The sequence below is a fragment of the Limnohabitans sp. 103DPR2 genome (assembly GCF_001412575.1).
In the GTDB taxonomy this organism is placed as follows: Bacteria; Pseudomonadota; Gammaproteobacteria; order Burkholderiales; family Burkholderiaceae_C; genus Limnohabitans_A.
This window is the reverse complement of sequence record NZ_CP011834.1, coordinates 2,155,390-2,169,036: the sequence shown is the minus strand read 5'-3', so window position 1 is coordinate 2,169,036 and position 13,647 is coordinate 2,155,390. Positions and strand designations below refer to the sequence as shown.

Sequence of the window (13,647 nt, the reverse complement as noted above, 5' to 3'; positions counted from 1 at the left end):
GCCATGCAGAACCTGTGCCCACAGCGAATTGTTTGCTTGACAGAGGAGGCCACCGAGTGGCTTTATATGCTGGGCGAAGAGGCGCGCATTGTGGGCATTTCAGGTTACACCGTGCGACCTCGTCGGGCCAGGGATGAGAAACCCAAGGTGAGTGCCTTCTTGAGTGCCAAGATCGATAAGATTTTGGCACTCAAACCAGATTGTGTGTTTGGTTTTTCTGATCTACAGGCAGACATTGCAGCTTTGTTAATTCGGCAAGGCATTCAGGTCACCATCTTCAATCAGAGAAGCGTTGATGAAATTTTTTCAATGCTGTACCAGGTCGCAGCCACGGTGGGACAAGCGGAGCGCGGTCTTCAAATCTTGCAGAAAATGCAAGATGATTTGATGCAAATTCAAGCGAATGCCAAATCCTTTAAACGGCGTCCTAAAGTTTATTTTGAAGAATGGGATGTCCCTCACATCAGTTGTATCCGTTGGGTTTCTGAACTGATTCAGTTAGCCGGAGGCGATGATTGTTTTCCCGAACTGGCCCTGATGCCCATGGGCAAGGACCGAATCATTGCTGAAAGTCAAACCATCATTGAGCGAGCACCTGACATCATCATTGGCTCTTTATGCGGCAAAAAATTTAGACCCGAAAAGGTCCTTGAACGGGAGGGCTGGCAATCTGTTCCCGCTGTTCTCAACCGCCAAATTTTTGAAATCAAGTCGGCTGATATTTTGCAACCGGGACCTGCTGCATTGACGGATGGTGTTGGCCAGCTGGTAAAAATTTTCCAGACTTGGGAGCATGCACATGCTTGAACTTCAGCTTGAACTTCATTCAAGGCGCCCCTCCAGCCTGGTGCTTGTATTGCTGTTGATGTGGGCCTTCGGGTTTCATGAAGCCAATGCCTTGACCGTTCGCGATGACCGCCAAATTGAAGTCACCATCGTCAAGCCGCCTCAACGCATTGTCAGCTTGTTACCTTCTTTGACAGAGACCGTTTGCGCTTTGGGCGAATGCCAAAAGTTGGTGGGCGTTGACCGTTACTCCAATTGGCCTCAAAGCATTGGCAAATTGCCGCGCATGGGCGGCGGCATTGATCCCAACATTGAAAGCGTGGTCGCTGCAAAACCCGATGTGGTGTTGATGGCCACCTCTGCCAGAGGCGCAGACCGCCTAACCGCTTTGGGGTTGACGGTCGTCTCATTGGAGCCCAAGTCGCATGCCGATGTGCAGCGTGTATTGGGTGTAGTTGCCAATGTGCTGGGTTTGCCGCCGCAAGAAAGTGATCGCGTATGGCGTCACATTGATGCGGCGGTGAGTGCTGCGGCGCAGGCCATGCCAGCACAATCCAAAGGTCAACGTGTTTATTTTGAGGTTAGCAGTGCGCCTTATGGTGCCAGCGAATCTTCCTTCATTGGCGAAACTTTGTTGCGCTTGGGCGCTCGCAACATCTTGCCTGGTCATTTGGGGCCTTTCCCCAAAATCAATCCGGAGTATGTGGTGCGTGCGCAGCCTGACATCATCATGGTGAGCGAGAATAATATTGCAGACATGGCGACGCGTCCAGGATGGCAGAATTTGCGTGCCATGCAAGGTAAACGCATCTGCAATTTCAAGAAAGAAGACGCCGACATGCTGGTGCGAGCGGGCCCAAGAATGGCAGAAGCTGCACGCTTAATGGCGCAATGCATGATGGATGTCAGCGCCAAAAAAGGCTCACCTTCATGAGTTCGCTCAAACCTCAATCTGCAGTGCAATGGTTGGCCTTGGTGTTGACCCTTTTGTGCCTGTTGGGCGTTGCCATCGGCAGCGCCATTGGTAGCACAGGGCTTGAAAGCTGGTTGAACATTTGGCAAGACCCCACGGCCTTCCAAATTGTGTGGGATATTCGCTTACCAAGATCCTTGGGCGCTTATGCCGCAGGCGCATTGCTTGGTTTGGCGGGCGCCTTGGCGCAAGGTTTGTTTCGCAACCCCTTGGCCGATCCTTATTTGTTGGGCAGTGCTGCAGGTGCTTCTCTTGGGGTGGCCGTGGCCATGGCTTTGTTTGGCAGCAATCCCTTCACCTCAGAATTTTTGGGGCGCTTGGGTCTAACAGGCGCTGCATTTTTGGGTGCTGTCTTTGCAGTGTTGTTGACGCTTTTGCTGGCTCGCGGCGTTCAACACACTTTGCGATTGCTGTTGGCGGGCGTCATTGTGGGGGTTGTGTTGGGCGCCATGGCATCTCTGATTACACTCATGCGACCGGATGTTCTGCAAGGCATGCAGGGCTTTCTGCTGGGCTCAACCAGTTTCATTGGTTGGAACGCTTGCTTGTTGATGCTGGCCATACTTGTGTTTTGCTTGGTGGTGGCCTTTGTGTTCAGTCGTGTCCTTGATGCCTTGAGTTTGGGCGAGGCCACTGCAATGAGTTTGGGTGTGCCTTTGGCCGTCACGCGCATGGGTTTGATTGCTGTCCTTGCATTGGCGACGGGCACCGCTGTGGCGCAAACTGGCTTGATTGCGTTTGTGGGTTTGGCTGCACCGCATTTGGTGCGCTCGGTTGTGAAAACGCCCTACAACTGGATGGTCTTGCTGTCTGCTTTGATGGGCGGCGTTTTGTTGTTGATGGCCGATTTGTTGGCGCGCATGCTGTTGTCCCCCCAAGAAATGCCCGTGGGCGTGTTGACGGCTGTTTTGGGCGGTGGTTATTTGTTGTGGCTGATGTACCGCCAACCGCAAAGAGGTGATGCGTCATGACCATTCAGTCGACCGCATTGCGAACCCGAGATTTGCATTTGAGCTTGTCGGGCCATCCCGTTCTCAGAGGCATTGAGTTAAGCATCCGAACCGGCCGATGGACCAGCATTGTGGGGCCCAATGGCGCTGGGAAATCCAGTTTGATGAAAGCGCTGGCGGGCTTGTTGCCTTATTCTGGTAAAGTGTTTTTGTCCGAGCGAGATCTGACATCGGTGCCGCACAAGCAGCGTGCGCAGCATTTGTCTTGGTTGGGTCAAAGCGAAGCAGCGTCGGACGACCTGTCCGTTTGGGACGTGGTCATGCTGGGACGCATACCTCATCAAGATTGGTTGGCTGCACCCAGTGCACAAGACCATGAGGTGGTCGAAACGGCCCTGCGTGCCACTCAGGCCTGGGACTGGCGCGCCCGATCATTGGGGCAACTTTCTGGAGGGGAGCGCCAACGCGTGTTGCTTGCGCGTGCGCTGGCAGTGCAGGCGAAAGTGTTGCTGATGGACGAGCCGCTGGCCAATTTAGATCCTCCGCATCAAGCCGATTGGTTAGAGCAAGTCCAATGTTTGACCTCCCAACATACAACCGTGGTCAGTGTGCTTCATGAAGTGGGCATGGCTTTGCATGCGGACGACATGGTGGTCATGCAAGCGGGGCGCGTGGTGCACCAAGGGGAATGCGCAGATCCTGCCACCCATCGTGCGGTAGAGGCGGTGTTCGAGCATCGAATTGCCATTCACAAGTTGGAAGGCCAATGGGTGGCCATCCCCAAGATTTGACGGGTGTAACAAGGATTAGGACTAGGAACAATGACATGACAGCACACTGCGTGATGGTCTTGGGAACGTCCAGCGGTGCTGGCAAAAGTTGGTTAACCACTGCACTGTGCCGGTGGTATGCACGACAGGGTCTGAAAGTAGCGCCTTTCAAGGCGCAAAATATGAGCAACAACGCGCGCGTGGTGGCCTCGGTCAATGGCCTGGGAGAGGTGGGCTCTGCGCAATACTTCCAGGCGTTGGCTGCCAAAGCTGTGCCTGATGTGCGCATGAACCCCTTGTTGCTCAAGCCTGAAGCTGACACGCACAGCCAGGTTGTGTTGTTGGGGGAGGTCAATCAAGCCCTGTCTCAAACACCATGGCGCGAACGCAGTGAAAAAGTATGGCCGCACATTGCTGCTTCATTGGATGCGCTGTGTGCTGAAAACGATGTGGTGGTCATTGAAGGTGCCGGCTCACCCGCTGAAATTAACCTCATGGACAGCGACATTGTGAACTTGCGTGTGGCGCGTCATGCCCAGGCCGCCTGCTTATTGGTAACCGACATCGACAAGGGCGGTGCCTTTGCACATTTGTATGGCACATGGGCCTTGTTGCCGCCAGATGATCAAGCTCGCATTCAAGGGTTTGTGCTGAACAAGTTTCGTGGCGATGCAAGCCTGTTGTCACCAGCGCCAGAGATGCTTCAAGCGTTAACAGGTGTACCTACTTTGGGCGTTTTACCCATGTGGTGGCAGCATGGCTTACCAGAAGAAGATGGTGTGTTTGATGATCGCAGTCGTGCCGTAGGCAAGATCACACAAACAGTGGCGGTCATTGCATATCCGCGCATCAGCAATTTGGACGAATTTCAAGCGCTCAAAAATGTGCCAGGTCTGCGATTACAGTGGGTTCGCAGTCCTGCCGATTTGGCTGCTTTGACATTGCACGACTGGATGGTTCTGCCTGGCTCTAAACATACCAGTAGCGATTTGAAATGGTTACGTCAACAAGGCTTGGATGCCGTTATCGTCAAGCACGCCCAGCAAGGCGGTGCAGTGCTTGGCATCTGTGGCGGCTTGCAAATGTTGGGCGAGGCCTTAATAGACGAACACGGCATCGACGGCAACGCACCGGGCCTTGGTTTGTTGCCCCTGGTCACTCAATTTGCAGCCCAAAAAACAGTCTTGCGTACGCAAGCTGAATTCACCAATGTGAGCGGTCTGTGGTCAGCCCTCTCGGGGGTTAAGGTTCGTGGGTATGAAATTCACCACGGCCAAACCAAAGCGCATACGGCCATGGCCGCTCAGGGTAATGTAGCGAATGAAGTCATGCACCAATTGGCCTGGCAAAACAGGGCAGGCAATATTTTGGGAACTTACTTGCATGGCATGTTGGAAGAGCCTGCCGTGATGCAGGCGCTGTTTGGCATGCAAGCCGCCACACTCGAAACGGTCTTCGAAGGCTTGGCGGATTACATCGAGCAGCACATTGGCGCGCCCACTTTGCGCAAGCTGTTGAGACCTTCAAATTAAGAAGCTGTTGTTTTGGGCTTGTAATCGCAATAAGCCGACACCGCGCATTGATGGCACAAAGGTTTGCGTGCTTGGCAGACGTAGCGGCCATGGAGAATGAGCCAGTGGTGTGCATCGACCAAATACTTTGGCGGAATGCGTTTCAATAATTTCAATTCCACGGCCAATGGGGTTTTGCCCGGCGCCAAGCCAGTTCGGTTGCCCAATCTGAAAATGTGCGTGTCAACGGCCATGGTGGGTTCACCAAAGGCCACATTCAGCACCACGTTGGCGGTTTTGCGGCCCACCCCTGGCAAGGACTCTAGTGCGTCGCGTGAACGGGGGATCTCGCCTTGGTACTGGTCCATCAAAATTTGGCAGGTTTTCAGCAAATTGCTGGCCTTGTTGCGATACAGGCCGATTGTCTTGATGTAACTTTCAAGGCCCTCCTGGCCCAGTGCCAAGATGGCTTGCGGGGTGTTGGCCACTGGAAACAATTTGCGCGTGGCTTTGTTCACGCTCACATCAGTGGCCTGTGCAGACAAAAGGACGGCTGTGAGCAACTCAAACACCGAGGTGTAGGCCAGCTCGGTGGTGGGCAGTGGATTGGCCTCTTTCAACGTATGAAAAAAGAGTTCGATGTTGTGTGCGTTCATGAGAGAAAATATCAGCTGAATGAGGCTGCTGACTTGTGATTTCAAGTCAGAATAGTCGCTTGCCAGCTGTTTTGTTATCAAAGAGTTTTGTGGAAGATACACCATGTCCTTGCAATTTGCCGATCGTTTGAACAATGTCGAGACCTCCGCCATTCGGGAGTTGTTCAAACTTCTGGGCAAGCCCGGCATCATCAGCTTTGCCGGTGGCTTCCCCGACAGCGCCATGTTTGACGTTGAAGGCATTCGCGAAGCTTCGTCGCAAGCCTTGTCTCAAGAACCCGGTGCTGCATTGCAATATGGCGCAACCGAAGGCTACGGCCCCCTGCGCGAGCAGTTGGCGCACTTCATGGCACAAAAGGGCGCGACTGGTTTGGCCGCCGATCAATTGATCGTGACCACTGGCAGCCAGCAAGCACTCGACTTGCTTGGCAAAACCATGATCAGCCCTGGCGACAAAGTGATTGTGGAAGGCCCCACATTTTTGGCCACCATTCAGTGCTTCAGGTTGTATGGTGCCGAGCTCGTTTCTGCACCGGTCGATGGCGAAGGTGTCGACACCGTTGCATTGGAAAAACTCATTGCCGAACATCGCCCGAAGTTTGTGTATGTCATCCCCACATTTGGCAACCCGACCGGTGCCTTGCTCAGTTTGGCGCGTCGCAAAAAGTTGTTAGAGCTGGCCGTCAAATACCAAACCCTGATGGTGGAAGACGACCCCTACGGCGATTTGTATTTCAACGAGGCACCACCGCCCAGTTTGTTGGCCCTAAGTGCACAGGTGCCTGGTAGCCGAGATTGGTTGGTGCACTGCGGCTCCTTGTCCAAAGTACTCAGCCCTGGCCTGCGCGTGGGTTGGATGATTGCGCCTTCTGAGCTTTTAAGTCGCGCGGTCATGTGCAAGCAATTCAGTGATGCGCATACCAGTACGTTTGCACAAGCCACAGCCGCGCACTACCTCAAAACAGGCCGCATGCCTGCCACCTTGGACAAAGTGCGCAAAGTGTATGCGGATCGCGCGCAAACCATGTGCGATGCACTTCGCAAAGATTTGGGCAACGCCATTTCATTTGTACAGCCACAAGGCGGCTTGTTTGTGTGGGCCCATCTCACGGGTGCCAATGGCAACGTGAATGATGGCAACACCTTTGCCAAAATGGCCATCGACCAAGGCGTGGCCTTTGTACCTGGCGCACCGTTCTATTGTCAAAACCCAGACCACAGCACCTTGCGTTTGAGTTTTGCCACCGTGGGCGAAGACAAAATCTTGGAAGGTGTGGCGCGTTTGAAACAAGCCATGGCGTCGTCCCATTGATGCCCATGAACATTCAAGGCGTCGACATTCACATTGAAGGCAATGGCCCCGACACATTGCTGATGTTGCATGGCTGGCCCGACACGCTGGCGCTTTGGAATGACACGGTTTTAGCCCTTCGCGACACACATCGCTGCGTGCGCTTCACATTGCCAGCATTTGATGCCAATGCGCCGGTGGCCCCCAAGTCGCTGATCGAAATGGTCAGCTTCATCAACGACGTTGTCAATGCTGTGAGCCCCGACCAGCCAGTCACCTTGGTCTTGCACGATTGGGGTTGTGTTTTTGGTTACGAGTACGCTGCCGTTCATCCCAACCGCGTCCATCGCATGGTGGCTGTGGATGTTGGCGACCACAACTCAAAAGCGCTTCATGCCTCTTTAAGTGGCAAGGCCAAGTGGGGCGTGTTCAGTTATCAAATTTGGTTGGCCTTGGCTTGGCAACTGGTCAACATCTTTGGTGCTATGGGACGCCCATTGGCGAATCGCATGACACGTTACATGGCCAAAGCTTTGCGTTGCCCCAGCCCATTAGGGGACATGCATGTGGGCATGAACGTCCCCTATGCCATGAAGTGGATGGGCACCTTGGAAGGTTTTGAGTTGGCTTGCAACGCGCTCAAAATTTTGCCAACAGCACGGCCCATGTTGTACATCTACGGCAAACGCAAGCCCTTCATGTTTCACTCAGAGCGGTGGCTTGAAAAAATTGCGGCACACCCCGGCTCCAGGGTTGAAGGCTTTGACACAGGTCACTGGGTGATGAGCAACAAGCCAGAACAATTCAATGAATTGCTGAAAGAATGGTTGGGTTGATTTGAAAAAATCCGATACATCTTCTGCATCCTTTTTGAATTCATATTCAAGGCGAGACTGGCTCAGGTGGTCGGTTGCCGCTGCTGCGCCACTCACCTATGCAGTGTCCTCTGCGCAGGCACCTCTCAAGCACAATCCATTCAGTTTAGGTGTGGCCAGCGGTTCCCCCAATCACCACTCGGTGGTGTTGTGGACACGCCTCATGCCCGAAGGCGGCAGCGGCACATTGCCTTTGGCGTTGGGGGATGTTTCGGTCACTTGGGAAGTGGCCGATGACGAACACTTCAAACTCAACCGCCGCACAGGGCAGGTGATGGCCTTGGCAGCATTGGCCCACTCGGTTCATCTAGAGTTAGAAGGCTTGCAGAGCGATCGTTGGTATTTCTACCGCTTTCAATTTGGCAATGCACAAAGCGCCATCGGACGCACCCGAACCTTGCCACACCCCGAAGCCATGGTGCCAAAACTCCGTGTGGCTTATGCGTCCTGCCAGCGTTGGGAGCACGGCTACTTCAGTGCTTACGAGCACATGGCCCAAGAAAACCTCGACATGGTCTTGTTCTTGGGTGACTATATCTACGAATACGCGGCAGCCGCCAATCCAGTGCGCTTGCCCACTGGCGGTTGGGTGACCAGTTTGTCGGATTACCGCAATCGGTATGCGCTGCACAAAAGTGAAAAGAGTTTGCAAGCCATGCACGCCCAATGCCCATGGCTTGTCACATGGGACGACCACGAAGTGTCCAACGACTACGCAGGTTTGGTGCGAGGTTTCAGTGGCAACATCACGATTGATTTTGAGGCGCAGCGTGCCCAAGCTTATCAAGCGTTTTACGAGCACATGCCGCTGCGTGCCAGTGCACTCACGCGCTCGCTTGAAGGTTTGGCGCGCGGGGCTGAAATGCGCATTTATGGTCAAGTGGCTTACGGCAAATTGGCCAACATTTATTTGCTCGACGATCGACAATACCGCGATCGGCAAGTCTGCAACAAAGGCTTGGGATTTGGCTCGGGTTGGGTCGATCCAGCCCAATGCGAAGAATGGCTCAACCCACAAAGAACCCTGCTGGGTTCCTCGCAAGAGCAGTGGCTCCATCAATCCTTTGCCAACGCGCGTAGCGATCAACGCGTATGGAATGTCCTTGCCCAACAGACGCTGTTTGGCCGGCGTGATTACAGGCAAGGCGCTGGACAGTATTTGTGGAACGATGGCTGGGATGGCTATGCAGCGGCCCGCCTACGCATGACGCAGTCCATGCAAAACAATGCTTTAAAGAATCCTGTTCTCATTGGCGGCGATGTGCACGAAAACTGGGTAGGTCATGTCATGGCTGATGCCAATAAGGACGACAGTGCCAAATTGGGGGTGGAGTTTTGTGGTGCTGGTATCACGGCGCGCTCTGCTGGCAACGCCAAATTGGCAGAGCGTTTGGCTGAAAATCCTCACTTCATTTTTGCCGACAGCGAGCGCAAAGGCTACGGTGTGGTGGAGTTCACGCCCAAGCAAATTCAAACCGAATTGCGCGTGGTCGACGATGTGCGTCAACCCCAAACTAAGATTGAAACCTTGGCCAAGTTTGAGGTAGAGGCGGGGGTGCCTCAGGTTCACCGCAAAGCTTAAGCCGCAGCTTACGCAGCTTTTTCAAACACTTCCAGCAAACGGTCCAAGCCGCCTTCTTCAATGGCCACCATGGCTTGCTCACGCACCTTGGGCTTGGCGTGATAGGCCACCGACAAGCCCGCCACACCCATCATGGGCAAGTCGTTGGCACCATCGCCCATGGCAATGGCTTGAGAAGGCGCAATGCCCATTTGCGCACAGGTTTGCAACAACATCTTGCGCTTTTCTTCGCCGTCGCAAATGTCGCCCCAGTCTTGGTCCACCATGCGGCCGGTCAACTCGCCATTCACCACTTCCAACACATTGGACCGTGTCCAGTTGATGCCAAGTCGGTCACGCACATGGTCAGTGAAGAACGTAAAGCCCCCTGAAACCAACAGCACTTTCATGCCTGCAGCTTGGCAAGCCTTCACCAGTTTTTCTGCACCAGGGTTCAATTGCAGTCGGTTGTTCAAAACCTCTTCCATGTGCGCCACGGTCACGCCTTTGAGCAAGGCCACCCGCTTGCGCAAACTGTCTTTGTAATCGGTAATTTCGCCGCGCATGGCGGCTTCGGTGATGGCCGCCACTTCTGCTTTGCGCCCTGCGGCATCGGCAATCTCGTCCACACATTCAATGTTGATGAGGGTGGAGTCCATGTCAAAGGCAATCAATTTGAAATGGCTCAGTTGCAAGGGCGGTGTGAAGCCCTTCAGAGTCATGCCCTGAAGTGATGGGGTGTTGCTCATTCTTTATCCTTCCACTGTCTCAATTTTAGGTTGTCCCAATGACCTCAAAATGTCTCGCACCATCTGGGCTCGTGCTTTTGGATCGGGCAGCTCACGTTCAATTCGCAACTTGTCGTTGCCGGCCAATTGAATGTGCTTGTTCTTTTGAATCAACTCAATGATGCGCATCGGCTCAATGGGTGGATTGGGTTTGAAGCTGATCACAATCACGTTGGGTGTGGCGTCTACCTTGACCACGCCATAAGGCACGCTCATGACGCGCAAACGATGCACATCCATCAGGGTTTGAGCTTGCGGTGGCAGCTTGCCAAAGCGATCGACAATTTCTTCCAACAGGCCATCGATTTGGTCGGTCGTTTTGGCTGTGGCCAATTTCTTGTAGAACGACAAACGCAAATGCACATCGCCGCAGTAGTCATTGGGTAGCAGGGCAGGGGCGTGCAAATTGATGTCGGTGGCGGCAGACAAGGGGCTGAGCAAATCGGGTTCCTTGCCAGCCTTCAAGCAACGAACCGCTTCGTTCAACATTTCGTTGTAAAGCTGAAAGCCAATCTCCATCATGTTGCCGCTTTGGTTTTCACCCAACACTTCACCGGCACCGCGAATTTCCAAATCGTGCATGGCCAAGTAAAAACCGCTGCCCAGCTCTTCCATTTGTTGGATGGCGTCTAAGCGCTGCGACGCCTGTTTGGTGAGGCCATCCATGTCAGGCACCATCAAATAAGCATAGGCCTGGTGGTGACTGCGTCCCACACGGCCGCGCAATTGGTGCAACTGCGCCAGGCCAAATTTGTCGGCGCGCGAAATCACAATGGTGTTGGCGGTGGGCACATCAATGCCGGTTTCAATGATGGTGGAGCAGAGCAAGATGTTGTAGCGCTGCGCCACAAAGTCGCGCATGACTTTTTCCAAGTCGCGCTCGGGCATTTGGCCGTGGGCCACTGCAATGCGTGCTTCCGGCAATATCTCTTCCAGCTTTTGACGGCGGTTCTCGATCGTCTCAACTTCGTTGTGCAAGAAGTAAACCTGACCACCGCGTTTCAATTCGCGCAAAACGGCCTCGCGGATCACCCCGGTGCCTTCATTGCGCACAAAGGTTTTGATGGCCAAGCGGCGTTGCGGCGCCGTGGCAATCACGCTCAAATCACGAATGCCTTCTAGTGCCATGCCCAAGGTGCGCGGAATGGGCGTAGCCGTCAGGGTCAGCACATCCACTTCAGCGCGCATGGCCTTCATGGCCTCTTTGTGACGCACACCAAAGCGGTGTTCTTCGTCAATCACCAGCAGCCCCAAGTTCTTGAACTTGGTCGATTCACTCAGCAGTTTGTGTGTGCCCACCACAATGTCCACGGTGCCATCGGCCAAACCTTTGAGCGCCTCATTCACCTCTTTGGTCGAGCGAAAGCGCGACACCTCGGCCACCTTCACGGGCCATTTTGAAAAGCGATCTTTCAGTGTCTGGAAATGTTGCTCGGCCAGCAAGGTGGTGGGCGCCAGAATTGCCACTTGCTTGCCACCCGTCACGGCCACAAAGGCTGCGCGCAAGGCCACCTCGGTTTTGCCAAAGCCCACATCGCCACAAACCAAACGGTCCATGGGGCGGGGGCTGATCATGTCTTGAATCACGGCATGAATTGCGGCGTTTTGGTCGGCTGTTTCGCTGAAACCAAAGTCATTGGCAAAGACTTCGTAGTCTTGTGGGCTGTATCTGAAGGGATGGCCTTCGCGCGCTGCGCGGCGCGCGTAGATGTTGAGCAGTTCTGCGGCGGAGTCTCGCACTTGCTCGGCCGCTTTTCGTTTGGCCTTTTCCCACTGACCACTGCCCAAACGGTGCAGCGGCGCTTCATCGGCACTCACACCGGTGTAACGGCCAATCAATTGCAATTGGCTGACGGGCACATACAGCGTGGCTTTGTCGGCGTATTCCAAATGCAAAAACTCTTGCAAGGCGGGCGTGCCGTCTGGGTTCTTCTCACCCAAGTCCATGTTCACCAAACCGCGGTAGCGGCCAATGCCGTGGGCGTTGTGCACCACAGGGTCGCCCACGTTGAGCTCGGACAAATCTTTGATCAGCGCTTCAACATCGCTGACTTGTTCTTGTTTTTTACGGCGACGCGTGGTGACACCTGCTGCAAACAATTCGGTCTCTGTGACCAAATCAATGCCTGCTTCAAACCAGTGGAAACCAGCATTCAAGGCGGCCGTGGCAATGCCTATTTTTTCGTCACTGGCTTGAAATTCTTGCAGATCATCAAAGGCCGGAGGGCTGACGCCGCCAGTTCGCAAAAAGTCGAGCAAACTTTCTCGTCTGCCAGCGCTCTCGGCCAGAATCAAGACGCGATGGGGTGTGCTTCGAATGTGCGCTTGAAGTTTGGCCAAAGGTTCTTCCGCACCGCGTACCACCGTGAGGTCGGGCAGGGCTTGCGCCAGTGTGTTGTCTGCGCCGGCATCTGCACCTTGCCTGAGCGCCAATTGCGCATGCTGGTGAGTGCCTGTGTAGAACTGCTCAGCCGATAAGAACAATGCTTCGGGTGGTAAGGCTGGCCGTTCTGGGTCGCCTTGCACCAATCGATAGCGGTCTTTGGTGTCTTGCCAAAAACGTTGAAAGGCAGGCTCTAAATCGCCGAGCAAGACCAAGGTGGCCGGCATGTCCGTGCCTGCACCCAGATAGTCAAATACCGTGGCGGTTTCTTCAAAGAACAGCGGCAAATAATATTCAATGCCGGCCGTGGCGACGCCATTGCCCATGTCTTTGTAGATGCGGCTTTTGGTGGGGTCGCCTTCTAGCAATTCGCGCCATCGGCTGCGAAACTTGGCGCGCGCGGCTTCGTCCATGGGGAACTCTCGACCCGGCAGCAAACGCACTTCGGGTACGGGGTACAAGCTGCGCTGTGTGTCGGGGTCGAAGGTGCGAATGGAGTCAATTTCGTTGTCAAACAAATCGACACGGTAGGGCACCTGAGAGCCCATGGGGAACAAATCAATCAGGCCACCGCGCACGGCATATTCGCCCGGGCTCACCACTTGGCTAACGTGGCTGTAACCGGCCAAAGTGAGCTGCGACTTGAGCTTGGCTTCGTCCAGCTTTTGTTTGGTTTTGAATTGAAAGGTGTAGCCCGCCAAAAACGAAGGTGGTGCCAAGCGGTACAAGGCTGTGGTGGCCGGGATGAACACCAAGTCGGCCCCTTCGGCTTTGTCGCGCTGACTGATGCGCCACAAGGTGGCCAAACGTTCGCTGATCAGATCTTGGTGGGGCGAGAAGGTGTCGTAGGGCAATGTTTCCCAGTCGGGAAAAATGGCAATGCGAAGGCCCGGTGCAAAGAAGGCCACCTCGTCCATCAGCCTTTGTGTGTCGGCCGCATCCGATGTCACCACGGCCGTCAGGCGGCCTTGTGCTTTCTCTCGTTCGGCCAGTTGGGCCAACAGCACAGCATCTGCCGAGCCGATGGGGCGGGGCAGGGTAAAGCGTTTTCCTAAGCTCAGCGCGGGTAATTGCATGAAACACCAATGGCAAACACCCCCCGC

Annotated in this window: 11 protein-coding genes; 8 read left to right on the top strand and 3 right to left on the bottom strand. The window is 54.4% G+C overall.

The window, feature by feature from the left end; translation table 11 throughout:
* Nucleotides 1-3 precede the first annotated feature (3 nt).
* From L103DPR2_RS10420 to L103DPR2_RS10400, 5 genes are read left to right on the top strand one after another with little or no spacing between them, the layout of a single operon-like run.
* Nucleotides 4-807 carry an ABC transporter substrate-binding protein gene (locus L103DPR2_RS10420; RefSeq protein WP_055361030.1) on the top strand — a complete coding sequence of 268 codons (804 nt, stop codon included), beginning with the start codon at nt 4-6 and terminating at the stop codon, nt 805-807.
* Nucleotides 800-1,720 (top strand): ABC transporter substrate-binding protein, encoded by a 921-nt coding sequence (locus tag L103DPR2_RS10415; protein ID WP_055361983.1) that lies wholly within the window; start codon nt 800-802, stop codon nt 1,718-1,720. Before L103DPR2_RS10420 ends, L103DPR2_RS10415 begins: the two co-directional genes overlap by 8 nt.
* A complete protein-coding gene (locus L103DPR2_RS10410; protein WP_055361029.1) occupies nt 1,717-2,730 on the top strand; it encodes a FecCD family ABC transporter permease in 1,014 nt (337 codons plus the stop codon). Before L103DPR2_RS10415 ends, L103DPR2_RS10410 begins: the two co-directional genes overlap by 4 nt.
* Nucleotides 2,727-3,500, top strand: a complete 774-nt coding sequence (locus L103DPR2_RS10405; RefSeq protein WP_055361028.1) for an ABC transporter ATP-binding protein — start codon at nt 2,727-2,729, stop codon at nt 3,498-3,500. The genes L103DPR2_RS10410 and L103DPR2_RS10405 overlap by 4 nt, the downstream gene beginning before the upstream one ends.
* Nucleotides 3,501-3,535: 35 nt before the next feature.
* Nucleotides 3,536-5,011: a cobyric acid synthase gene (locus L103DPR2_RS10400; RefSeq protein WP_055361027.1), complete on the top strand. Its 1,476-nt coding sequence runs from the start codon at nt 3,536-3,538 to the stop codon at nt 5,009-5,011.
* Here the strand turns inward: L103DPR2_RS10400 and nth are convergent.
* On the bottom strand, nt 5,008-5,646 hold the full coding sequence (gene nth, locus L103DPR2_RS10395; RefSeq protein ID WP_055361982.1) for an endonuclease III: 639 nt from the start codon (nt 5,644-5,646) through the stop codon (nt 5,008-5,010). The two genes, L103DPR2_RS10400 and nth, sit on opposite strands and share 4 nt — an antisense overlap.
* Before the next feature lie 109 nt (nt 5,647-5,755).
* Here nth and L103DPR2_RS10390 point away from each other — a divergent pair, with 109 nt between their 5' ends.
* The 3 genes from L103DPR2_RS10390 to L103DPR2_RS10380 are packed head-to-tail and all read left to right on the top strand — an operon-like array spanning nt 5,756 to nt 9,394.
* Nucleotides 5,756-6,958, top strand: a complete 1,203-nt coding sequence (locus tag L103DPR2_RS10390; protein WP_197274946.1) for an aminotransferase-like domain-containing protein — start codon at nt 5,756-5,758, stop codon at nt 6,956-6,958.
* 5 nt (nt 6,959-6,963) lie between these two features.
* Entirely contained in the window at nt 6,964-7,773 is an 810-nt protein-coding gene (locus L103DPR2_RS10385; protein WP_082466891.1) for an alpha/beta fold hydrolase, read from the top strand.
* Nucleotides 7,774-7,807: 34 nt separating this feature from the next.
* Nucleotides 7,808-9,394 carry an alkaline phosphatase D family protein gene (locus L103DPR2_RS10380; RefSeq protein WP_055361981.1) on the top strand — a complete coding sequence of 529 codons (1,587 nt, stop codon included), beginning with the start codon at nt 7,808-7,810 and terminating at the stop codon, nt 9,392-9,394.
* Nucleotides 9,395-9,402: 8 nt separating this feature from the next.
* Here the strand turns inward: L103DPR2_RS10380 and serB are convergent, their stop codons facing one another.
* Both serB and mfd read right to left on the bottom strand, forming a co-directional pair.
* Complete coding sequence (gene serB, locus L103DPR2_RS10375; RefSeq protein ID WP_055361024.1) at nt 9,403-10,122, bottom strand: phosphoserine phosphatase SerB; 720 nt, start codon at nt 10,120-10,122, stop codon at nt 9,403-9,405.
* Between the two features lie 3 nt (nt 10,123-10,125).
* A complete protein-coding gene (gene mfd / locus L103DPR2_RS10370) occupies nt 10,126-13,620 on the bottom strand; it encodes a transcription-repair coupling factor (RefSeq protein WP_055361023.1) in 3,495 nt (1,164 codons plus the stop codon).
* Between the last annotated feature and the right edge of the window lie 27 nt (nt 13,621-13,647).